Annotated in this window: 22 protein-coding genes; 10 read left to right on the forward strand and 12 right to left on the reverse strand. The window is 43.7% G+C overall.

From position 1 onward, the window contains the following. Positions 1-263 precede the first annotated feature (263 nt). The 8 genes from Q0386_RS05935 to nspC all read right to left on the reverse strand — a co-directional run bounded on the left by Q0386_RS05935 (position 264) and on the right by nspC (position 7,469). A complete protein-coding gene (locus Q0386_RS05935; RefSeq protein WP_299028459.1) occupies positions 264-893 on the reverse strand; it encodes an NAD(P)H-dependent oxidoreductase in 630 nt (209 codons plus the stop codon). Between the two features lie 148 nt (positions 894-1,041). Beyond that, complete coding sequence (locus Q0386_RS05940) at positions 1,042-1,524, reverse strand: hypothetical protein (RefSeq protein ID WP_241091347.1); 483 nt, start codon at positions 1,522-1,524, stop codon at positions 1,042-1,044. Between the two features lie 241 nt (positions 1,525-1,765). After that, the gene (locus Q0386_RS05945; RefSeq protein WP_299028462.1) at positions 1,766-2,641 is read right to left on the reverse strand and encodes a disulfide bond formation protein B; all 876 of its coding nucleotides are present in this window, start codon (positions 2,639-2,641) and stop codon (positions 1,766-1,768) included. Continuing rightward, the gene (locus Q0386_RS05950) at positions 2,581-2,748 is read right to left on the reverse strand and encodes a hypothetical protein (RefSeq protein WP_299028465.1); all 168 of its coding nucleotides are present in this window, start codon (positions 2,746-2,748) and stop codon (positions 2,581-2,583) included. The genes Q0386_RS05945 and Q0386_RS05950 overlap by 61 nt, the downstream gene beginning before the upstream one ends. Positions 2,749-3,184: 436 nt before the next feature. Further along, complete coding sequence (gene selD, locus Q0386_RS05955) at positions 3,185-4,204, reverse strand: selenide, water dikinase SelD (protein WP_299028515.1); 1,020 nt, start codon at positions 4,202-4,204, stop codon at positions 3,185-3,187. After that, the gene (yedF, locus tag Q0386_RS05960) at positions 4,204-4,803 is read right to left on the reverse strand and encodes a sulfurtransferase-like selenium metabolism protein YedF (RefSeq protein WP_299028468.1); all 600 of its coding nucleotides are present in this window, start codon (positions 4,801-4,803) and stop codon (positions 4,204-4,206) included. Before yedF ends, selD begins: the two co-directional genes overlap by 1 nt. A 137-nt stretch (positions 4,804-4,940) precedes the next feature. Then, positions 4,941-5,888, reverse strand: coding sequence for a formate dehydrogenase subunit gamma (locus Q0386_RS05965; RefSeq protein ID WP_299028471.1), 948 nt, complete (start codon positions 5,886-5,888; stop codon positions 4,941-4,943). Positions 5,889-6,329: 441 nt separating this feature from the next. Further along, complete coding sequence (gene nspC / locus Q0386_RS05970) at positions 6,330-7,469, reverse strand: carboxynorspermidine decarboxylase (protein ID WP_299028474.1); 1,140 nt, start codon at positions 7,467-7,469, stop codon at positions 6,330-6,332. A 91-nt stretch (positions 7,470-7,560) separates the two neighbouring features. Here nspC and Q0386_RS05975 point away from each other — a divergent pair, with 91 nt between their 5' ends. Then, on the forward strand, positions 7,561-7,782 hold the full coding sequence (locus Q0386_RS05975; protein ID WP_297965473.1) for a MoaD/ThiS family protein: 222 nt from the start codon (positions 7,561-7,563) through the stop codon (positions 7,780-7,782). 1 nt (position 7,783) lies between these two features. Beyond that, a complete protein-coding gene (locus Q0386_RS05980) occupies positions 7,784-8,218 on the forward strand; it encodes a molybdenum cofactor biosynthesis protein MoaE (protein WP_122862512.1) in 435 nt (144 codons plus the stop codon). A 341-nt stretch (positions 8,219-8,559) separates the two neighbouring features. Here the strand turns inward: Q0386_RS05980 and yedE are convergent, their stop codons facing one another. Continuing rightward, the gene (yedE, locus tag Q0386_RS05985) at positions 8,560-9,627 is read right to left on the reverse strand and encodes a YedE family putative selenium transporter (protein ID WP_299028483.1); all 1,068 of its coding nucleotides are present in this window, start codon (positions 9,625-9,627) and stop codon (positions 8,560-8,562) included. Between the two features lie 438 nt (positions 9,628-10,065). Between yedE and Q0386_RS05990 the strand changes: the two genes are divergently transcribed. The 4 genes from Q0386_RS05990 (at position 10,066) to Q0386_RS06005 (ending at position 14,166) form a co-directional block, all read left to right on the forward strand. Beyond that, positions 10,066-11,262 (forward strand): molybdopterin molybdotransferase MoeA, encoded by a 1,197-nt coding sequence (locus tag Q0386_RS05990; RefSeq protein ID WP_299028486.1) that lies wholly within the window; start codon positions 10,066-10,068, stop codon positions 11,260-11,262. A gap of 465 nt (positions 11,263-11,727) precedes the next feature. Beyond that, complete coding sequence (locus Q0386_RS05995; RefSeq protein WP_299028489.1) at positions 11,728-12,240, forward strand: hypothetical protein; 513 nt, start codon at positions 11,728-11,730, stop codon at positions 12,238-12,240. Next, positions 12,233-12,853: a hypothetical protein gene (locus Q0386_RS06000; RefSeq protein ID WP_299028492.1), complete on the forward strand. Its 621-nt coding sequence runs from the start codon at positions 12,233-12,235 to the stop codon at positions 12,851-12,853. Before Q0386_RS05995 ends, Q0386_RS06000 begins: the two co-directional genes overlap by 8 nt. Continuing rightward, positions 12,850-14,166, forward strand: coding sequence for an ATP-dependent endonuclease (locus tag Q0386_RS06005; protein WP_299028495.1), 1,317 nt, complete (start codon positions 12,850-12,852; stop codon positions 14,164-14,166). Before Q0386_RS06000 ends, Q0386_RS06005 begins: the two co-directional genes overlap by 4 nt. 47 nt (positions 14,167-14,213) lie before the next feature. Here the strand turns inward: Q0386_RS06005 and Q0386_RS06010 are convergent, their stop codons facing one another. Both Q0386_RS06010 and Q0386_RS06015 read right to left on the reverse strand, forming a co-directional pair. Beyond that, positions 14,214-14,801, reverse strand: a complete 588-nt coding sequence (locus tag Q0386_RS06010) for an HAD-IB family hydrolase (RefSeq protein WP_299028498.1) — start codon at positions 14,799-14,801, stop codon at positions 14,214-14,216. Between the two features lie 110 nt (positions 14,802-14,911). Beyond that, positions 14,912-15,556: a non-canonical purine NTP pyrophosphatase gene (locus Q0386_RS06015; RefSeq protein ID WP_299028501.1), complete on the reverse strand. Its 645-nt coding sequence runs from the start codon at positions 15,554-15,556 to the stop codon at positions 14,912-14,914. A 231-nt stretch (positions 15,557-15,787) separates the two neighbouring features. Between Q0386_RS06015 and Q0386_RS06020 the strand changes: the two genes are divergently transcribed. From Q0386_RS06020 to Q0386_RS06030, 3 genes are all read left to right on the forward strand, one after another. After that, on the forward strand, positions 15,788-17,092 hold the full coding sequence (locus Q0386_RS06020) for an MFS transporter (RefSeq protein WP_299028518.1): 1,305 nt from the start codon (positions 15,788-15,790) through the stop codon (positions 17,090-17,092). A 167-nt stretch (positions 17,093-17,259) separates the two neighbouring features. Continuing rightward, positions 17,260-17,754: a heme utilization cystosolic carrier protein HutX gene (gene hutX, locus Q0386_RS06025; protein ID WP_299028503.1), complete on the forward strand. Its 495-nt coding sequence runs from the start codon at positions 17,260-17,262 to the stop codon at positions 17,752-17,754. 41 nt (positions 17,755-17,795) lie between these two features. After that, positions 17,796-19,094 carry an NAD(P)/FAD-dependent oxidoreductase gene (locus Q0386_RS06030; protein ID WP_299028506.1) on the forward strand — a complete coding sequence of 433 codons (1,299 nt, stop codon included), beginning with the start codon at positions 17,796-17,798 and terminating at the stop codon, positions 19,092-19,094. A gap of 62 nt (positions 19,095-19,156) precedes the next feature. Here the strand turns inward: Q0386_RS06030 and Q0386_RS06035 are convergent, their stop codons facing one another. Further along, entirely contained in the window at positions 19,157-19,897 is a 741-nt protein-coding gene (locus Q0386_RS06035; protein WP_299028509.1) for a tetratricopeptide repeat protein, read from the reverse strand. Positions 19,898-20,157: 260 nt separating this feature from the next. On the opposite strand from Q0386_RS06035, the gene Q0386_RS06040 reads away from it, so the two are divergent. Further along, on the forward strand, positions 20,158-20,917 hold a 760-nt coding region (locus Q0386_RS06040), incomplete at its 3' end, for an SMEK domain-containing protein (RefSeq protein ID WP_299028512.1).

Below are 20,917 nucleotides of genomic sequence, written 5' to 3' on the forward strand. Positions count from 1 at the left end.
AACAAGTTGTCACAAACGATTATCCAGTCTAGATCGCTAGCGTCTATTGCGATCAACCTAGATATGACCACTCGCCAGACCGGCTGTAGCTTGCGTTTTCATGTCGCCTGCGTCGTACATGCTCCAACTGCATATTTGTCGCCTTAGCAAATAAATTTGCAAAAATTTGAGCGACAAAACTCAAATTTAACTCGGCCAGCGCCAAAAACGCATTTAACTCGCGCCGACCGCGTCAAATTTCAAATTTACGCAACTACCGAATTTTAATATATCCACTTCACGATGTCGCTTATTTCGCGGTGATATTTTTCAGGCTGTGGATTTAGGCGGTAGCCAAATGGCACTAAGATAGCCACTCTTTTCTCGCTCTCATCAAGCCCTAAAATTTCATTTAAAGCGTGTCTGTCAAAGCCTTCGATCGGGCAGCTGTCAATCCCAAGGCTTGCAGCTGCGTTCATCATATTTGTCGCAGCTATCATGCACTGCTCGTGCGACCACTGAAAAGTTAGCTCATCATCGTTTTTGAAATTTGATAGCAAAAAGTCGTTGTAAAATTTCTGCCTCGCAGCGATCATCTCAGGATCTTTATCTGCACGTCTAGCGATCATTTTATCAACATAGCTGCTACCAAATTTTACCTCTTTGATCTTTGCTAAGATGACAACCAAATGCGAGCAAGAAGTGATTTGCACTTGGTTCCACGAAACGGCTTTTATCTTTTCTCTAAGCTCCTTGTTTTGCACAACCAAAAAGTCCCACTGCTCAAGGCCAGTCGAGCTTGGGCTTAGTCTGCCAGCCTCTAGGATAAAGTCAAATTCGCCAGCACTTATCTTTTTGCTCTCGTCAAAAATTTTGCAAGCGTGACGAAATTTTAAAATTTCAAGATAGTTCATTATATCTCCTTTGTTAAATTTCTTGAAATTATAGAGCGGTTAGGTAAATTAAAGGGAATTTAGTAGCCAGCAAAAAAGGCCGACTTTAAATGTAAACAATCCAAATTCGCCCGCTTTGTGCGGACGAATTTGTTATTTTGGGCTAAATTTACTGAGCCAAAGGGTTATTTAGCTCTACGACGTTTACTTTGCCATCTTTATGAGCTAGAGCGTAGATACTGCCGCCCTTTATCGCTAGTCCAGATATATCGCCGATTTGAGGCATCGAATAGGCGTCAGTTATCTTTGCGTCCGCAAGGTCGATCACGAGCAAGGTGTTATAATTTTTAGAGTAGGCTAAAAATTTACCGCCCACGATATCGCCAGCCGTGACGTAGTAGTCTTTTAGATCGTGCTTATCTTTTAGTGCAATGGCTGATGTCACGATAGTTTCGCCGCTTAGCATTTTATCCTTGCTATCGACTTTTATGAGGATAAAGTTCTTGGCGCGCTCGTTTGGCACCGTGATCATATACAGATATGTGCTTTGCGGGTCTTTTGCGAGCGTTAGGACGTATTGCTTTTTCGCTCTTATCGTTTCAAATTTCCACGCAGACTCGAGTCCGCCGCTACTCTCTCTAAATATCTCCACTCGTGATACGCGTCCACTTTTTGGGCAGGTTTAACGGCGAAGGTTGTTTTGTTAAAGCCCGTAGTCACCAGCATGTCACCGACAAAGGTCGATGCGACGGCTTTTTTGATATTTTGGCCGTTTGGCTTGTCGATGATAGCGTGAGCGATCTCTTTAAAATTCGCATCCGTAAAATAAACTCCGCCTTCAGTGTTTGAGATGCCAAAAGTATCGTTTTTAGCGTTATACGCAAGTCCGCTCGTTACGCCTTTGCCGAAAATCCCTTTGTCTCAAAAGGAAGCGGGAAGCTGTTTTTCACGCTAAGCGCAGGCTTTACGTCAACAAACGCGCCAGCGCTTGGATCAGAGTTAAATTTGACGCTTATATCTTTAGGCTCGCCCGCTATAAACGGATCCTCAACGACGTTTGCGCCGACAAATGAAAACGGCTTTTCAAACCTTTTCCAAACGCCTGAGGTCCAAGTATTATTTAGGCTGATACGCTCAGGATCGCCCTTGCCACTATACGGAGGGATGCCTGCTGAGATGAGCGCTTGAACGGCATTTGATAGGATGACAAATAGGCTTAAAGCGATCACAAATTTAGAGTACGCGCTAAGCGGCTTTATCCTAGTGTCCGAGCGCGAGATGTCCTCAGATACGACCTTGTCTTTGGCAAAAAGCATCATAAGTCCCATCGCTACGACCACGACCCAGTAGACCAAAATGCCCCACGTATATGTGTGAGCGCCAAATATATCGCCGCCAAAGCCCATGCCAACATCTCTATATAAACTAAAGCTAGCATGCCTTAGCGTCATAAAAATGCCGTATGCTGCGCCAAAAAGCACGGCGGCTATGTAGCGTGCCTTTAGTCCGTAGCGCAGTATCAAGATACCAGCGACGCCGACCACGACCATGCCGATACGCTCCCACCAGCAAAGCGTGCAAGGCCCCTCGCCGATGACGTAGCCAAGATAGATGTTTGCGATACCGACGGGGATAGCAAGCACGAGCAAAACCGCGGTGGCCATGACGAAGTCGAAATTTTTCTCGTTAAAAAACTCATCTAGCCCTCCTAGTACGCCGCGTAAGGTAGCAAGGGCGTCCAGCTGGCGATGAAAAACATAATAAAGCAAATCGCCGTCCCCACGGCAAATGCGCCAAACGCTAAGCCCTCTTTTTTAGGCTTTTTCCAAGCTATAAAAACGGCTATAGCTAAAAAGAGAAACGATAAAAATTCCATTTTTATCTCCTTTGTATCATTAAGATTAGATTGTCATTTTAATTTAATTATTTTATATTTTCGCCTAAAATACGGAATATTTTTGATAATACATTGCAGATTACTCTAAAATTTGGGTAAATATTTTAGAAATTTAACGGATTTGGTTTGCGAACAAATAGCTAAATTTACGGATATTTGAACACGGGATTACGCATAAATTTGCTGTTTTATTTTGCTATAATTTTTTATTTTAGTTAAATTTCATTTTTAAGGATTTTAGCTTTTTTGTATTTTAGACGGTTCAAATTTGACTAAATTTATAAACTCGGGGGCTTTGTCAATTTATATAAATAAATTTGGCGGGCTTGCCGTTTTAAACTTGATATTTCAAAATTTGACCGAATTTAAACCCGTCAAATTTGATTAAATTTGCGCGTTAAAATTTAAAGCTTGATTACCGTAAATTTATACCGTATTCGCCACGCTTTTTAGCTATGCCTACGATCGCCGAGCTCTCGTAACCCGCCTCTTTTAAGCGAGATAGAGCCAAATTTGCCTCGCTTTGCGGTACCGCTAGCAGCAACCCACCCGAAGTTTGCGCATCGTAGAGCAATATATCTGCCTCGCCACCAACGAATTTACTCGCAAATTCGCGGTTTTTGTAGCTGCCCTCGGGGATGATGCCCATATCGGCAAACTCGCGCGCAGCAGCTATCACGGGCACGCTATCCGCGTAAATTTCAAAGCTGATTTTGTCGTTTAGCATTTCGCTTAAATGCCCCAAAAAGCCAAATCCCGTAATGTCGGTCGCCGCCGTTACTTTGATATCTTTTAGCGCGTCCACGGCATAGAAATTTAGCTGCCGCATCGTCTCGACGGCCTGCTCGATTTGGGTTAAATTTAGCAGATCGGCCTTGATCGCCGTGCTTAAAATGCCCGTTCCCAGCGGCTTTGTGAGTATGAACGCGTCGCCCTCTCGCGCAGTGTTGTTTGACCAAAAAGAGCTTGGCGAAACGACGCCCGTGACGCTGAGTCCATAATACATCTGCTGCGTCTCTATCGTGTGTCCGCCGACGATCACGCCGCCGCATTCGGCGACTTTGTCCTGCCCACCGCGTAAAATTTCGCCCAAAATTTCGCCGCTTAGATTACAGCTATCAAAACCGACGATATTTAGCGCGTTTAGCACCTTACCGCCCATCGCAAACACGTCGCTTAGACTGTTTGCAGCCGCAATCTGACCGAATATAAACGGATCGTCCGCCACCGGCGTGATAAAGTCTAGCGTCTGCACGAGCGCGATATCGTCCGTGATCTTAAAGACGCTCGCATCCTCGTTTGTGCCGATGTTTGAGAGCAAATTCGGGTGAGCTAAATTTAAATCGCCGATAGTTTTGTGTAGACCCGACGGGTCAAGCTTGGCCGCTCAACCCGCCGCTTTAACGAATTTCGTGAGACGTTTGTCGTTGTAAATCATAGCTTGATTTGCTCGTGCGTAGTTAAAATTTGCATGATTTCGTAGGCATTTGATATCTCTCCGACGCTTAGATCGCCGACGAGTTTATACGCCTCTAGGCAGCTGCCGCAGCTTAAAATTTTAACGCCCGCAGCCTCTAAATCCTTAAGCGGTTTAAAGCTCGCATGCGCGCGGTTTGTAGTCATTTTAACGGCATTATTTACGCAGATTACGTATTCTGGTTTATTTTCTACCTGCAAAAGCGCGCCTAAAAATTTAGCCAGCAAATTAACGCCTACATCGCCGCTACCGGCGCGCTCTTCATTTAGATAAAGGGCTGTTTTTTTAGCCTTTGGCGTGATCTCGCAGACGAATTCGTCAAAATTTGCTAACTCAAGCTTTGATTCGCCCTTAACGGCGGTAATTTTCGTCTCGGCGCCGTTTTGTTCAACGCTAAATTCGACGTTTTGGTTTTTCAAAAAGCGGCTAATGTTTTCTTTTGGAGCGATTGAATTTACTAAAATCTCAAGCTTTTCGCCGACTTTTAGGCTCTCAAGCGCATTTTTAGTCCTGATAACGGGCTCAGGGCAAGCCAAATTTCTACAATCGATTTGCATGATTTTTCCTTAAATTTATTACTCTTCAACCTGAAGTCTGAGGGGAATTTTATCTAAAAGATTTTAAATTTCGTATAAAAAGGCGGATTTCAGCCTAGGCTTTAAAATAAAAAAGGAGAAAAACTTCTCCTTTTTTATTATTTTAATTTCGCGTAAGTTTTTTCGTATTCAGATACGGGGATTTTGTTTTTAGAGATGAGTTCCTGATACCAGTAATGGTGAAGCACATAAACCTCTTCTTCTTCTTTATATCCCGTTACCATCGACCAGATAGCGCCGTGTATCGCGATAGCAGCCATGTATATATGCACCAGGAAAAACACGGCGCAAACTATACCGAGAACGTTATGAACTAGCGCAGAAGCTCTTAAAACTTCGATTTGCGGTACGCCTAGCCAAGTAGCGACGTCAGGCGTTTTAAAATCCAAGAAGAACATCGCGGCACCGGTTAGTATCATCACGATACCGCCGGGGATAGCAACCCAGTACCATGCTTTTTGACCGGCGTTAAATTTACCCGCAGGTACCGGTCGCTTAACTTTTGAAAGATACCCGCCTACGATCAGCATCCATCTGATGTCGTAGATCGTCGGTAGCATTCTTTTCGTCCAAGCTATCAGCATCGGCAGTACGGATACCGCAAATATAATAGTGGCTAACCCGTGAATATTTTTGCAAAATCTCACGAAAGCCCCGCCGCCAAGCTCCGCGCCCCACATCATGATGATACCGGTCGGTACCAGCACTATCCACGAGATCGCGGCTAGCCCGTGAGCGACGCGCTCTATTACGCTAAATGCATAGACTTTGTTCCCGTCGTGGCTAAAATGCTTTGGCCCGATAATCAAAAAATGCAAAGCAAATGCCCCAATCACGGCTAAAATCAGCGACAAAACGGCTATAGCAAAGTAGTCGTTACCCTGAATAAAAGTAAAAATCGGTCCCAAACCGTCTTCGTAAGGCTTGATGTTTTCGATTCTACCAGCAGCCCAGATATTGCTCTGATACTGGTTGGTGCTAGGACTTGCCTCGATAGCGAAGGCCCAACAGGCGAAAACCGAAAGCAAACTAAAAATTCTCGTCATGCTATCTCCCTTTGGTTTTGTTTTCCGTCTCAAAAAGCTTGTTGTGGTCGGCATCCAGCCAAAGGCTAAATTTTGCGGATTTTCGTGAAATTATATCAAAAAATAGCGCAATGCAAGCTTAGCGTCAAAACAACGCATTTTTAGGCGGTTGCGGCGCTTTTTTATCAAAATAGGGGTCAAATTTATAATCCGCTCTACTAATTCATTTATATAAGCTAGATTTTATTTATCTTAAATTTAACTTCGTTTGAGATTAAATTTGCGGCAAATTTTACGGGTGATAAACTAAATTTCAAAATTTAAATCCGAAAAGCTACGGGTTTAGCGCACGCGCATGTCAGGCAAAAACCTGGCGTAAAATTTGATTTAAATTTACAGCCACAAACGGCGCCCTAAAATGTCAAAATTACACCCTAAAGGGCGCAGTTTCAGGAGGCAAATTTAGTTTCGCCTCTCATACTCTTCAAAGCCAAATTCCCGCACGGTTACAAGCTCGCCGTTTTCTTTTAAAAGCAGCAAATCAGGCAGCTTTATGCCGTTAAAGGTCGTGTTTTTCACGATCGTGTAGTGGATCTGATCCTCAAATATCACCTTGTCGCCCACGCTTAGCGGCGTGTCAAATTTATACTCGGGCTCGCCCGCGTCAAGCCCTACGATGTCGCCGGCTAGACAGGTATTTCCGCCGAAACGGTAGCTAAATTTACCGCCCCTGCTCTCGCCTCGCACAGCCGGTCGGTACGGCATCAGCACAGTATCTGGCATATGCGCTTCGGCCGAGACGTCCAGGATGGCTATGGTTTTTTCGTTTTGTACGAAATCAAGCACCGAAGCGGCCAAAAATCCCGTCTGCCAGCCAACCGCTTCGCCGGGCTCGATATAGACCTCAACGCCGTATTTTTCGCGGAAATTTTTGATCAAATTTATGAGCAGATCCACATCGTAGCCTTCTTTGGTTACGTGATGTCCGCCGCCAAAATTTACCCACTTCATACGCGGGATAAACTCGCCGAATTTCTCCTCAAACGCCATCAGCACGGTCTCCAGGCTCTGCGCGCTCTCTTCGCAAAGCGCGTGAAAATGCAGTCCCGTGATGCCATCAAGCGCGTCAGCGTCGAAATTTGCGCGAGTGATACCTAGGCGGCTGTAGCGACCGCACGGGTTATACGCGTCGGTCGGTGCGACGGATAGCTCCGGATTTACGCGAAGCCCACAGGTAACGCCTGCAGATAGGGCTTTTTCTTTAAATTTAGCCCACTGCGCAAAGGAGTTAAAAACTACGTGTTTTGAGAGCGCTAGCACCTCATCTATGTCCTCGTCTTTAAATGCAGGCGAATAGGTATGTATCTCGCCGCGAGCGTATTTTGCGGCAAATTTAGCCTCGTGTAGGCCACTGCATGTCGCGCCGTCTAGATACTCGCCGACAAGCCCCATCACGCCGCTAAATGCAAAACCTTTTAGGGCGACTAGCACCTTCGCGCCGCTTTCATCCTTGACGCGTTTTAAAATTTCTAGATTTTTGCGCACCTTGGCCTCTTCGCAGACGTAGGCGGGCGTTTTTATTTTGCTTAATATTTCGTTCATTACGGCTCTTTCGTTTAAAATTTGGCGTAAGTATATCTAAATATTTTTTTAGGTAAAATCAAGAAAAAAATTTAATTTCAAAGGCGAATTTATGGTAGAAATCGAGTTTTTGGGCCCAATCAAAATGGAAAATTTAAAGCTAGAAGCGGCAAATTTAAGCGAAGTAAAAGAAAAACTAGGCGAATACGCGCAGCTTAAAGAGTGGCTAAAAATCTGCGCCGTCGCCGTAAACGACGAGATCGCAAGCTCTCTTGACGCGCCGCTAAAAGACGGGGATAAAATTTCCATTTTACCGCCGGTTTGCGGAGGTTAATATGCAGATTTTTGAAGGAAGCCTCGACGCCAAGGCGATCACGAATGCCTGGTACGACGAGTTTAAAGACAAAAACTGCGGCGCGCTCATCACGTTTACGGGCATTGTGCGCGAGGAAGGCGGCATAAGCGCGCTTAGCTTTGATATCTACGAGCCGATCCTGCGCAAATGGCTAGCGGGCTGGGAGCAAAAGGCGAAGGATCTGGGCGCATACGTGCTTTTTGCGCATTCGCGAGGCGACGTTCCGGTACACGAGAGCTCCTACGTCGCAGGCGTGGTAAGCCCTCAAAGAAAGGTCGCCTTGCGGCTGATAAACGAGTTCGTCGAGGACTTTAAAGCTAACGCTCCGATCTGGAAATACGACGTCATAGGAGGCGAGCGCATCTACGCAAAAGAGCGCAGCCAGGCGATAAAAGGGGCCGGACTTTTAGGCTGAATTTACTTGACTCGGCCTTGATATACGCGCCGAGCGAATTTGACTGCTTTTTAGATAAAAGATTTATTTCTTGCAGGCTAGGATATGTTTTAGCCTGCTTTTTACTCTTAACCGCCATCAAATTTGGCAAATTTAAACTCTTTTTTCATAATCTCTTACTCACCGAGACCCGCGCCGCGAAAATGTCAAATTTACAAATTTAGTAAGATGCAAGGCAAATATTCAAGACATAATAGGCGTAGTTTAGCCTTAAAATTTTAACCCGTGAGGGCGCGTATATGAAATACGTAACCGAAACGGGTTTAAAATTTTAAAGCTTGAAATCCGTCGTTTATGGGGAATCAAGCAACTTTTTTGTGAAAAAATCCCACATAAACCGCAAAAACAAACCCTATCGCCACCGCCCGCGGAGCCGCCGCCGTTACGGCGCTTGGCGAGCTGGCAAGCAAGAAGTTATGCGCTACGGCCGCACCCGCCGCCATACCGATGACAAAGATTACCGAGCTTAGATTGCCCGCGCCCATTTGCACGAGATGCTTACCCGGACAGCCTTCGCTCAGGCTAAAGCAAAGCCCAGCTAGCATCATGCTAAGGAAGTTCCAAACCATGTCGTTGTGTGCGATAGGCTGGCCTTCAAAGCCAAATTTATACTGCCCGAGCGCTAAATTTACGATGCTGGCAAAAACGACGATACTGATAATGCCCGTAAACATCGAGAAATCCTTTTTAAAAAGCCTACCAAAAGCCCCGACGCTGCAAAATTTGCTTTTATGCATTAGCGCGCCCACGACGACGCTAAAACCAAGCGAGATCAGGATAGGAGCGTGCATGGAGCCAGGGCCCTTTGCGGAGGTAAAAAGCGCGCCGTTTTCGCCAAGCTTCAGCCCTAAAGCAAGCGCCGCAAGCAGCAAAATACCCATAACCGTCGGCAAAACGCCTATCGCGGTCTGGGTTTTAGTCTCACTCGTCAGCCCGTAGCCGAGCTTTTTGAAAAATACGCCCGCGCACACGCCCGCAAAAATACCGACGACTCCCGCAATCGCCGTCATATCGCCGCCGCCAAGACGCAAAAACGCTCTCCACGGGCAGCCCAAAAACACGAGGCAGCCGATCATCGCGAAAAATCCGAGAAAAAAGCGCACGAAAGGCGAAGAGCCCGTGGTCGCGCTAAACTCCTTCGTCCAAAGCACGCTGGCTAAAAAACCACCTAAAATGAGCCCGATGATCTCCGGGCGCACGTACTGCACGACTCCTGCGCGGTGAAAGCCGAGCGCCCCCACCGTATCTCGCAAAAAGCAAGCTGCGCAAACACCCATGTTGCCGGGGTTGCCAAAATACACGAGCAGTGCGCCAAGAACGCCAAGCGCCGCACCTGAAACGATAAACCATTTTGAATTTGAAAAATTCATGGAGTGTCCTTTGAAAAGGTAAAATCGACCCGATTTCTTAGGCTGTATTTTACTGATGTTAAAATAAAAAATTAATAAAATTTGACGGGAGATTAATCGCGAGCTTTAAATTTCGGCCAAATTTTAAAATTTACCTGAGTAAGCGCGTTTGGCTAATATTTTCGGCTTTTTTAAATTTACGTTTTTTAGGCGGGAGCGGCTTTGCCTCGGCTCTTACTTGCAAATTTAAATTTGGCACATTTTTTAACTTCTATGCTTTATTAGCATAATTTACGATTAAATTTAGTAAAATCGGCAGAAATATTCCAGACAGAATAGGCGTAGTTTAACTTTAAAATTTTAACCCGTGAGGGCGCGGACTCGTCGTCCGTAACCGAAGCGGATTTAAAATTTAAAGCTTGAAATACGTCATTTATGGGGAATCAAAAAGGACAAAAAATGAAAGAATTTATGAGTTACGAATCCTCTCTTGAAATTTTACGCTCTACGCTCGCTCCGTGGGACCGCGTAGAAAAGGTCACGCTCACGCAAGCACTTGATCGCCGTATCGCCGTAGATATCGCGGCACAGGACAACTACCCGGCCCAGCCCGTCTCCGCTATGGACGGCTACGCGTTTGCGTGGAGAGAGGATTTGAGCGAGCTTGAGCTCATCACCGACCTGCCCGCAGGCAGCGATAAGGGGCTAAAGGTCGAGGGCACAAAATGCGTCAAAACATTCACCGGCTCGCTGATGAGCGAAGGCACAGATACGCTAATCCCGGTCGAAAACGTCGAGGTCTCGGGCGACAAGGTAGTGATCAAAAAGCCCGTCGCAAAGGGCTTTGCCGTGCGAGAAGTGGGCGAAAGCTACAAAAAAGGCGAAATCCTAATCAAAAAAGGCGCGACGATAGGCTACGCCGAGACTGCGCTGCTAGCCGAGCTTGGGATCTTTAACGTTAGCGTATTCGTGCGGCCGCGCGTTGCGGTGCTAGCGACGGGAAGCGAGATAAAAGACCTCGGAGAGCCGCTAGAAAACGCCGCGCAAATCCACAGCTCAAACCACGTAGGCATCGCAGCCATGGTGCGCAAAATGGGCGGCGAACCCGTGCTGTGCGAGATAGTTCGCGACCGCGCCGAACTCGTAAAAGACGCCATCGTCCGCGCGCTAAAATCAGCCGACGTGCTCGTAACCACGGGCGGCATCAGCATGGGCGACTACGACTTCGTAAAAGGCGCGCTGGGCGAAAATTTCGACATTATCATAGACGGCGCCGCGATCAAACCGGGCCGCCACATCAAGGTCGCAAAAGCTGGAGAAAAATACATTTTTGCACTACCAGGCTTCCCATACTCGGCGATGGTGATGTGCGTGCTCTACGTGCGCGTGCTGCTAAATGCGTGGTTTGGCGCTAGCGAGCCTAAAATCACGGCGATCATGGACGAGGACTACAAAAAGCGCTCGCCGTTTTTGGAGTTTACGGCGGTAAATTTGGTCAATCTGGGCGGCAAAATTTACGTAAATTTAGACGGCAAGAAGGTGGGTAGCTCGGCGATCGTAAATAATCTCACAAATGACGCCGCGCTTTTAATCATCCCAAAAGAGACCGAATTTATCGCAAAGGGCGAGATAGTCGAAGTGCTGAAAATGGTCTAAATTTGAGGTTAGGCGTTTGCGGTTGCTGGTAAATTTGGGTGCAGTTTTTACAAATCTATGACAATCACGGACAGGCAATAGCAACCAAATTTGCGCACAGGAAAATTGATTTTTGGGCGATAAAATTTCAAAATTTAGGCGAAAATTTACCGCTTTGTTTACTCTTTTAAGGCTTTACGAACGCCGTTTAATCCGTACCTGCCCAGTGTTTCAAAAAGTGACTAGAAACGCTTTGGGCAAACTACTTGTTTTTTGTTTTTAATTAAAACAAGCATCGTCTTGTAATGTCAGCTCCAGTTCCTTGAAATACCCACCAACAAAAATAGACCCAACTACTGTATTTTCAGCTCGTATATCATTAAAGTTTTAAATTTTAAGTAGTACCTAGTTTACATAATATGTAAATTATATATTGACATTTCACATAAAATAAGCTATGATTTTAAAAAATTAAAGAGGCGACATATGGTAAAAAAACAGCTACTAAGAGAGCGATTAAAAGGGATAGATTTGCGGCTAGTAGATTTAGCGGAGCTTTTAAAAATTTCCCGTCCTACGGCTTATAAATTTATAGAACTATACGAAATCGGACAAAGAGATAAATTTGACTCTAAAATTTTGAGATTTTTCGACTACGTCTGCCAAAACGACATCAACAAAATGGATGCCATATCGTTTATCTTAAACAACATATCGATGCCAGAAAATCAAAGCAACGAAGATAAAAAACAACAAATCACAAATTTGCTAAAAAAGGATAACGAAGTGAAGGTAAATTTCATAGAAAAGTTAACTCAGGTCGATATTTTCGACCCAATTTTGGGTTATTTGCTCGAGTGCGAAAAAATAATAACATCAAATAATAGGTCTAGAAAAAAAGAGTTAAGCGACGATGAAGATAAAAAACTTGAAGCGTTAAAACAGTTTTATAATGCGCTCGGGTTTAAGCTAAATATCAAAGGAGAAAAAAATGCGTAAAATCAGTATCTCAAACTACAGAAATATAGGCATAGATGCGCCTGCGGAGCTAAAAATACCGCAAGACGGCGGGCTAATAGTCCTTTTGGGCGAAAACAACGTCGGTAAAAGCAATGTGCTTTCTGCTATATATACCTTGCAAAGCGGAGTTATAAATAAAGGCGATGAGCCAAATTTCTTTGACACTGCAGAAAAGATAAGTATCGAATATTTTACTAAAGCAACCAAAGCAGACAACGATGTCGCAATAGAAAATACAAACAATACAAAAGCGCCAAAGTACAGTCAAAAAGATGAATCGAAAACGTGTAAAAACTCAAATAAAGATGGCATTTTAAAATTTAGCGTAACTTCTGATAACAACAAAGCTTTATTGGACACAAATGATGCAAAAACGTATTTTGATAATATAGAAAAACTAGTCATGTGGTATAAGGATAATAGCTATAACATAGTGGGGGATAGAAATATAGTAAAAAGCAGAACAACACTTTACAAATTTGAAAATGATGTAAAGGCAGCTTTTTTGGCAGGCAATATTGAAGAACTTAAGATACATTATACATCTATATATAAAATATGCGAGGAGTTAAAAAATATGTCGAAAATTTGAAATACGAAAATAGAAAAATCACACTACCTAGCTTTATAACCATAAATGAAACCAAAAAATATAATGAGAAAATGCCTAATAATATATTTTTCTACCTTGAAAAAGAAATTAGAAATTTAGACTTGCAAACAAAGCCCAGCAGCATAGCAAATAGTCGTTTTTTTCAAGCACTATTTAAGGCCACCAATGTAGAAATAGCCAGAGTACAAACCTCCTATGAAAAATCTAAAGAAAAAGAAACTGCTAGTTTTTATAAAAAAGCCGAAAAAGATATAAACAAATCCATAAAAGGTACCGTGAATAAAAGATTTAATGAGCTATATTATAAAACCGCCAATAATGAAATTTATGAATTCGAGGTGATATTAGAGGCTGAAAATATTTCATTAAGCATAACCAAAAACGGCGAACCGATAAGTCTAAGCGAGCAAAGTGTCGGATTTAAAAAATTCTTTAATCTATTTTTTAACTTTTTATACCAAGACAAAGTAGGATATGGCGATATAATCCTGATAGACGAAGTGGAAAATCATCTAAGCATACCGGCCCAAAAGGATATTCGTAAATTTTTAAAAGAATTTGGACAAAAACGCGGTATAACCTTTATCGTTTCTACTCACTCAAATCATATTTTAGATATTCGCCATCTTGACGAGATAAGGATAGTAAAATCCGATAAAAAAGGCTCCACGATCATAAATGATTTTTATATCATACCAGATCACGAAGCTGACACCTTAGCTGAAATAAAAAGAAGTCTCGGCACAGGATATCTTAGTCTGGTGGGATATAATGATAAGCTTATATTTGTGGAGGGAATAACAGACTATAACTACCTAACGGCTATGAATTTTTTGTACGAAAAAGAGCGAAACAGCGAGGAGAAGTTACTGTTTTTACCGATAAGCGGACTTGGCAAGGTGGATAATAAAACTAAAAATAGTAGAAATACAGTTGCTACGCCTACTCAAGAAAATATAGCAAATGAACTAAAAATGCTAGCCAGAATGGCAAAAGACGGCAGAGCGCTACTTTTAGTAGATGGCGACAGGGCGGGACAAGCTATGATGCAGTTAAATGACGATAAATTTATAGCCATACCAAACAATGAACAATTTAAAGAAAAGTATCCAAATTTTAAAGAAATAGAAGATTTTTTTAGTGACGAGCTAAGAAATGAATTTGAAATGAATGAAAAATCAAGCGATATGTCAAGCAAATTTAAAAATGAAGTCGAGCAAGGCAAAATCAAAATAGACGAAAAAACCAAAGACAAGTTCTTTGAGCTGTTCAACTACCTGTCAACATTTTAGCCGCTAAAAGCCAAGATCTCTTTTTTTGTCTTGGCTTTTCCTTTTTTTCACTCAAACACCCTATAATGCGCCTCGTCGGCAAACTCCAGCATCTCCTTATCACCCCTGCTGTCGCCGTATGCGATCACGCGCTCAAAGGCGTCCGTGTCGTACGCCTCGCGCACGCGGCGCACCTTCTCCGCGCCGTAGCAGTTGGCGCCGTCGATCTCGCCCGTTATCACGCCGCCCTTTTTCTTGATACGAGTGCCTATTAGCTCCAGCCCCTGCGCCCTGCACCACGGAGCTAGCCAGTCCTCGAGCGACGCCGTCACGATCACGACTTTGTCGCCGTTTGCCTTATACTCGGCGATCTTTGCCATCGCAGAAAATTTCACGATATCTTCGATGTGCGTGTTTGAGTATTTTTTGCAAATTTGAGCGAATTTATCCGCGCTCATGCCAGCAAAAAAGTACGTCATCAGCCGCCTGCGAGCGTAGTTGTTGCTGCAAATTTTTAGCTTATAGCCGATCAAAACGGGCGAAAGCCAAAAAATCCCCCTAAAAAATTTCTTAAATCCTACGACGTAGGCGATAAACTCGAGCAGCGAGTCGTCGCGCGTGATCGTCCCGTCAAAGTCGAATAAAACCAGATTCATCTTCGTCTCAAATTTTAAATTTGCGCGATTATACCGCGCTAGCGTTAAGGGACGGCAAATTTAGCCAGGTTTTTGTCCCGCAAATTTACTTTCTTTTTTGCGCTCCGAGCTTAGCGGCTAAATTTCCCCTCAAGGCTCTTTAGCACGTATTTTATAAGCTCCAGTCCCTTTGAGCGGTGCGAGATTTTTAGCTTTACTTCATCGTCTAGCTCGCCAAGCGTACGCGTAAAGCCTTTGGGGATAAAAAGACTATCGTAGCCAAAGCCGTTGCTGCCGCGCTCCTGGCAAATCGCCGTACCGTGCATAAAGCCGTGCGCCGTAAAGTCGCCAAGCTTTGAGCTAACCGCGATACAAGCGGTGTAAAACGCGGGCGAACTAGTTAAATTTAGCGCATTTAGCTCGGCTATCAGCTTTGCGCGGTTACTAGCATCGGTCGCGCTTTTGCCCGTTATCTGCCCCTGCTCGTTCATATCGCTAAATCTCGCGGAGTAAATCCCAGGCCTGCCGCCAAGAGCCTCCACGCTGATGCCGCTATCATCGCTTAGAGCGATAAACTCGTCCGCCAAATTTAGCTCGCGCAGTTTAGCATGCACCGCGCGAGCTTTGATTAGCGCGTTTGCGGCAAATGTCGCGCCGTCCTCGACGATCTCAAAGGGTTCGCAAATTTCGCGCAGTGCGTAAATTTCGTAATCTTTTAAAAAATCTTTTATTTCGCGTACTTTGTCGGAGTTGGATGTTGCTAAAGCTATTTTCAAAATTTTTCCTTTTTCTAGCTTGTCTTTTTGGTTCTTTTTACGTAGCTTGCTAAAATTTCGCTCGGCAGGCTACGTGCCTAGCCTACGCAAAATTTCATCTACGCAACCGTAAAAATAATCCAAAAATACTTCGCTACGCTATTTTTATCCCGCGCATTTTATCAAATTCGGCTTTAATTTACGTATTATCAAAATTCGGGTAAAATCACTCCTTTAAAAGGAAAATTTATGATAGTAAAAAGCGCATTACCATTATCTTTTATCATCGGCAGCAGGTTTTTTGGACTATTTATCATTTTGCCCGTTATCAGCGTCTATGCGCTCGAGCTTGAGGGGGCGACCGAGTTTCTAGTCGGCGTTCTCATCGGTGTTTACGCGATGTCGCAGATCACGTTTCAGGTAGTTTTTGGCTACGTCTCCGACCGCTTCGGGCGCAAAAACTCGATGCTGATTGGACTGCTAGTTTTCATCGCGGGAGCTGCGATCTGCGCAGTGGCAACTGATATCTATACGATGATTTTTGGTAGATTTATCCAGGGTGCGGGCGCGATAGGAGCCGTGGCGATCGCGCTGATGAGCGATATGACTAAAGAAGAAGTGCGCGGACACGCGATGGCGATGATGGGCGCGTTTATCGGCATTAGCTTTACGCTTTCTATGATACTTTCGCCGATACTTAGCGCCAAATACGGCCTTTCAAGCCTCTTTTACCTCTCGATCGCGGTTACGGTCGTTTGTATCGTGCTTTTATACACAGCTGTTGGCGAGGAGCCTAAATTTACGCATTCGCAGGCCAAAATGCCGGCCGTGAAGCTGCTCTCAAACAGAAATTTACTACTCATGAACATCAGCAACTTCATGCAAAAAATGCTGATGTCGGCGGCCTTTATCGTGATTCCGATCGCCATCGTGAAGTATTTTGGCATGGACAAAAAGGACCTCAGCGGCATCTACTCGGTTGCGACGGTGTTTGGCTTTATCGCGATGGGTATCGGCGGCGCGATCGGCGAAACAAAGCGCATAACAAAGCAAATTTTAGTCATCGGCGTATCGCTTTTCGTCGTTTGCTACGGACTTTTCGCGCTCTCGCTCGGACACAAACCGCTATTTTACGCGGGCGTGATTATATTTTTTATCGGCTTTAACCTGCACGAACCGATCTTGCAATCAATGGCGTCCAAATTTAGTAAAGTGAGCCAAAAAGGTGCGGTTTTAGGTATCTTTAACGCATTTGGCTACATGGGAAGCTTTATCGGCGGTATCGGCGGCGGCACTTTGCTTAAATTTTACGGCCTTAGCGCGCTTTCCGCCGTCGTGACGGTGCTTTGCGTCGTGTGGCTGATCGCGCTAAAATGGCTAGATAATCCAAATATCTTTAAAAATATCTATCTGCCGTCTAACACGGACGCTGATCTAGCCGAGATCGAAAAGCAAAAAGGCGTCGTAGAGTGCTACAAAAACGTGCAAAATCTCGTCGTAAAATACAACTCCAAGCTCACTAACGAGGCCGAGATAAAGCAAATTTTAGGCGTTTAGAGAGCTTTGCGGACGGTAAAATTTACCGAGTCCGTCCCGAGCAAAACGCCGAAATTTCGGCTCGTGCGCCATTTGATAACGCAACGACGCCTGTCATGTAAATTTAGCCGATTTTTAGCTATTTTTAAATACTATTATCAAAATCTAATCTCAAAAAAGGACAAAAAATGAGCGATCTAAAAAAACAAATCGACGAGCTTTTCCAGGACAAAAAGATGTCCGTTTACGATGCGGCTAAACAGCTAAACGTACGCGAATACGAAATCTTGCAGTACCGCGGCGATGACGAATTTAAGGAAGTCGGCGCAGAAAATTTGATGAAAATTTTTGAAGAAGTCAGCACTTGGGGCGAGATGCTTTTCATCAAAAATACGCCCGAGTTTATCATCGAGATCAAAGTGAGCGTGCCTATGCCTAAAAAGGCGAGAGGATTTTTAAATTTCACCGATAAAAGCGGCTTTTTGGGCGGCCACCTAAAAGAAGAATCAATCGCAAGCATCGGCTTAGTAAGCACTAAATTTATGGGTTTTCTCGGACACAGCCTGCACTTTTACGACGCGGATCACAACGTGATCTTTAAGCTTTTCGTAAATCGCAACGAAAAAATGAAACTAGACGAAGCGCAAGAGCAAAAATTCCTAGCGCTGAAAAACAGCCTTTGATTTTAGCCAGCTTTGCCGCGCGTAAATTTTAAGGTTTTATGATGTCTAAAATTTGCAAAATTTACGACGTTTTGATAATCGGAGCGGGCGCGGCGGGGCTATTTTTGGCGGCGAATTTACGCGGTAAAAGCGTCACCATACTCGAAAAAAACGCAACTCCCGGCAAGAAAATCCTAGCTAGCGGCGGCGGCAGGTGTAACGTCACAAACCGCCGCATAGACGCATCAAACTACCTCGGTGACGCAAATTTCGTCAAAAATATCCTAAAAAACCTAGACTTCAAAGACGTTTTAAATTTTTTCGGCGAGCTAAAATTTAACGAGCAAAAACAAAACCAATTTTTCTGCGAAAGCGGCGCCAAAGACGTTTTGGGCGTGCTTTTAAGGCGCGCTAGACAAAGCAGAGCGCAAATACTTTGCGGCGTTTGCGTGAAAAGCGCTAGAAAAATTTTGACCGATGAAAACGGCCAAATTTTAGACATTTCTCCCGCGCAAAATCGCGATGAAAATTTGACGGATTTTGAGATGAAATTTGATCGCTGCGAGCAAAATTTAAACGAAATTTTTGAAGTGCTAGCCGAAAACGGAGATAAATTTTACGCTAAAAATCTCGTCGTAGCTAGCGGTGGACTAAGCTACAAAAGCCTAGGCGCCAGCGATATCGGCTACGAAATAGCGCAGGGCTTTGGTATCTGCGTCATCCCGCCCGCGCCCGCACTCGTAGGATTTACCGTGCAAAAAGACGAGTTTTGGTTTAAAAATTTAAGCGGAGTTTGCTTTCCGGCCCAGATTAGCGTAGCTTGCGCAAACAAAAATGCCGCAAACCGCGAGCCAAAAATGCCGCGCAAATTTGCAGGTGACATACTTTTCACTCACAAAGGCATAAGCGGACCGGCCGTGCTAAATGCTTCGCTTTTTTGGCGAAAGGGCTTGATGGCGATAAATTTTTGCCCGAATTTTAGCATCGAAACCGCGCAAAAAAGCAAAAAACAGCTCAGCACCGTCCTGCCGCTACCTAGGCGATTTACGCTCGAGTTTTTGCGCGCGGCGGGGCTTAGCGACAAACCTTACGGCGAGTACAAGGCGGATGAAATGGCGAAAATCTCGCGGCTATTTGCGTACGAATTTGCGCCTGCGGGTACGTTTGGCTTCGAGCGAGCTGAAGTAACAAAAGGCGGCGTAGATACGGACACACTAGACGTAAACTGCGGCTACAACGGCGCTTGCGGGCTTTACTTTATCGGCGAGGTTTTAAACGTAACAGGGATGCTAGGCGGGTACAATCTGCATTTTGCGTTTGCGTGCGCGGCAAATTTGGCAAAGCGGTTAAATGCCGAGTAATGCCGCGACTTAGTCAAATTTGAGCGGCAAATTTAGCCCGCCTCAAGATCTAATCGCCAAATTTACAGCTCTTTTATCTTTGCTTCCAACTCTGTTTTTAGGCGTTTTGCCTGCTTCTCATCGCCTTTTTCTAAAATTTTATTTGCTATTTTAAGAGCTTTTTCGTAGTTTTGCAGCGCTTCTTTTTTATTGCCAAGCCCCACCAGATCGCCCGCCATCAGCGCATAATACTTCGCGCGTAGCAAATTTACGCCGTCTGCGCCAAAAACCTCTTCGCAAATCCTAAACGCGACGGCGTGTTTTACGTATGCGCCGTTAAAGTCGCCCGTTTTATAGAGCGTATCGCCTAGCCCCGCGTAGCAGCTCATCAGATCTTTTTGCATATTCTCGCCGCCTAGCTCATAGCATCTGATCGCCATGCCGAAATTCGCTATCGCCTCATCGTATCTCCCAAGTGCTGACTGCACGCTAGCCACGCCGTGATAGGACTTTGCTAGCGCTTTGTGCTCTTTGCCGAGCCCTTTTTGTAAAATTTTTAGCGAACGCTCATAGGCCTCAAGCGCCTTTTGCGGCTCGCCTGCTAGCATAAAAAACGCGCCTGCGTTATTTAGCGCCATTATAGTGCTTTCATTCTCCTCGCCGTACTCGGCTAGGCAAATTTGAGCGGCTTTTTCGCCCGCTATCGCTGTAGCCGCAGCATCGCGATCAGGCTTTATAAACTCATCTATGCTGTGCTGCATCGCCTCCTCGCAGCTCGCCCCAAAGAGCCAAATCGGAAGCAGAAAAATTAAAATTTGACGCATAAATTTCCTTAAAATTTCGCGCTATTATAGTTGTTAAAACTAAAAATTTATATTAATCTTATTTGATTTTCATAAAAATTTACTGCCTCATTCTCTTGTTTTGCAGTCAAAAGTCAATTAGGCATAAATATAGAGTCTAAAAACTCAAATATATAAAACATTACACATGCCTTTAGAGTAATGAAGCCTAATCAGCAATCTTAAGTTGGCAAACAAATGGTATAATCTCATTTAAAATTAGAATATATAAAAGGATAATTATGCAAAGTAAAATATATGATATAGTGAAATATTTTAATGAGTTGCAACACAATATTGAAAATCTAAATTCCATTTCGCTATACGATATAAATAAAATTTACGAGGATGTCTTTGCAAAAATTTTAAATGCGACTTTTAACTGGAAACTAAAGAATGCAAATGAATACACAAAAAACTACCCAGCAATAGACTTATATGATGACACAAACAAAATAGTTATTCAAGTAACAAGCAATCTAGATAATAAAAAACTCAAAGATACTGTTGAGAAATTTAGAAGTAATGATAAAAAAGAGTATAAATTAAAATTTTTTTACATATTAAAAAAATCAAATTTTCAAGAAGAAACACTAAGCAAATATGGTATCAATAATGACGATATTTTGGGTATAGAAGATATTCTTCGAAAAGCAAAAGCAGATGACAGCATAGCATCATCAATATATGACATTCTACAAGCTTGTATGGAATATACGCCACTTACTTTTGATTATGAGAACTATTTTGTTAAAGTAGAAAAAAGCCTAGAGAAAATTAATTATGATAAATTTAGTAAAGACTTCAATAATTTTTTAACTTCTTCTAATCAAATATTGGCAGTTTATGGCTTTGGGGGCGTTGGTAAATCGCATTTTTTAAGAGAATGTTGTAAAAAATCTATAGATCTTAAGCCTGTTATCATAAAAAGTAAGAATTTTCTAAACTATATAGAAAAACTAAATAAAAGTGAAAAATATTTAATCATATATGATGATATTG

The organism is uncultured Campylobacter sp. (assembly GCF_938045625.1).
Taxonomy (GTDB): domain Bacteria; phylum Campylobacterota; class Campylobacteria; order Campylobacterales; family Campylobacteraceae; genus Campylobacter_A.

Excerpts from the sequence above, each read along its gene's own strand:
- Q0386_RS05935 (WP_299028459.1), bottom strand. The coding sequence starts at position 893 with ATGAACTATCTTGAAATTTTAAAATTTCGTCACGCTTGCAAAATTTTT.
- Q0386_RS05950 (WP_299028465.1), bottom strand. The coding sequence starts at position 2,748 with ATGGAATTTTTATCGTTTCTCTTTTTAGCTATAGCCGTTTTTATAGCT.
- yedF (WP_299028468.1), bottom strand. The coding sequence starts at position 4,803 with ATGCAAATCGATTGTAGAAATTTGGCTTGCCCTGAGCCCGTTATCAGG.
- Q0386_RS05965 (WP_299028471.1), bottom strand. The coding sequence starts at position 5,888 with ATGACGAGAATTTTTAGTTTGCTTTCGGTTTTCGCCTGTTGGGCCTTC.
- nspC (WP_299028474.1), bottom strand. The coding sequence starts at position 7,469 with ATGAACGAAATATTAAGCAAAATAAAAACGCCCGCCTACGTCTGCGAA.
- Q0386_RS05975 (WP_297965473.1), top strand. The coding sequence starts at position 7,561 with ATGGTAGAAATCGAGTTTTTGGGCCCAATCAAAATGGAAAATTTAAAG.
- Q0386_RS05980 (WP_122862512.1), top strand. The coding sequence starts at position 7,784 with ATGCAGATTTTTGAAGGAAGCCTCGACGCCAAGGCGATCACGAATGCC.
- yedE (WP_299028483.1), bottom strand. The coding sequence starts at position 9,627 with ATGAATTTTTCAAATTCAAAATGGTTTATCGTTTCAGGTGCGGCGCTT.
- Q0386_RS05990 (WP_299028486.1), top strand. The coding sequence starts at position 10,066 with ATGAAAGAATTTATGAGTTACGAATCCTCTCTTGAAATTTTACGCTCT.
- Q0386_RS05995 (WP_299028489.1), top strand. The coding sequence starts at position 11,728 with ATGGTAAAAAAACAGCTACTAAGAGAGCGATTAAAAGGGATAGATTTG.
- Q0386_RS06000 (WP_299028492.1), top strand. The coding sequence starts at position 12,233 with ATGCGTAAAATCAGTATCTCAAACTACAGAAATATAGGCATAGATGCG.
- Q0386_RS06010 (WP_299028498.1), bottom strand. The coding sequence starts at position 14,801 with ATGAATCTGGTTTTATTCGACTTTGACGGGACGATCACGCGCGACGAC.
- hutX (WP_299028503.1), top strand. The coding sequence starts at position 17,260 with ATGAGCGATCTAAAAAAACAAATCGACGAGCTTTTCCAGGACAAAAAG.
- Q0386_RS06030 (WP_299028506.1), top strand. The coding sequence starts at position 17,796 with ATGTCTAAAATTTGCAAAATTTACGACGTTTTGATAATCGGAGCGGGC.
- Q0386_RS06035 (WP_299028509.1), bottom strand. The coding sequence starts at position 19,897 with ATGCGTCAAATTTTAATTTTTCTGCTTCCGATTTGGCTCTTTGGGGCG.